The organism is Actinacidiphila epipremni, from assembly GCF_012034175.1.
GTDB classification, from domain to species: Bacteria; Actinomycetota; Actinomycetes; order Streptomycetales; family Streptomycetaceae; genus Actinacidiphila; species Actinacidiphila epipremni.
On sequence record NZ_JAATEJ010000081.1, the window covers coordinates 1 to 593 of the forward strand.

Here is a 593-nt window from a genome sequence, read left to right on the forward strand (position 1 = left end):
GCGTAGAAGACGCCCAGGTAGCCGACGACCGGGGCGAGGAACGCCCAGGCGGCGGCCTGCGCCGACCCGCGGCGGGGGCGGCCGGGTCCGCGGCCCGGCACACCGCCGCCGTCGTCGCGGGTCGCCCCGGGGGTGGCCGGCGGCCGGCGCAGGCCGTCGGCGTGGGCGGTGGTCATACGCGCTCCTCGTTCGTGGTCACTGCTTTGTCGGGGAAGGGGAGGGGGGATATGGATGGGAAGGGGCCGGGCGGCCGGGCTCAGCCCTGGTGGTTGTCGACCGCCTTCTGGGCGTCCTGGAGTGCCGACTGCGGGCTCTTGCCGCCGGACAGCGCCCCCTGCACTGCGGTCCAGAGCTGCTCGGAGATGACGGGGTAGCGGGTGCCCAGGCCACCGCTGGTGCGGCCCCGCGCGTCGCCCACGGCGTCGACCCACGGGTCCAGCTCGGGTGCGCCGGCGAGCTGCTGGTGCTGCGCGGTGAGGGTGGGGGCGACGTAGGACAAGGTGGTGTCCGTGGCCAGCAGGTTGGTGTCGCTGGTCAGGCAGGACACGATCTTCGCCGACGTCTTGTAGCGGGCGCTGTCCTTCTGCACCGGA

1 pseudogene is annotated in these 593 nt (G+C 74.5%); it reads right to left on the bottom strand.

Annotated elements, in window-relative coordinates:
- Positions 1-256: 256 nt before the first annotated feature.
- A pseudogene (locus tag HCN08_RS34535) lies at positions 257-593 on the bottom strand (sugar ABC transporter substrate-binding protein); the annotation flags it as partial.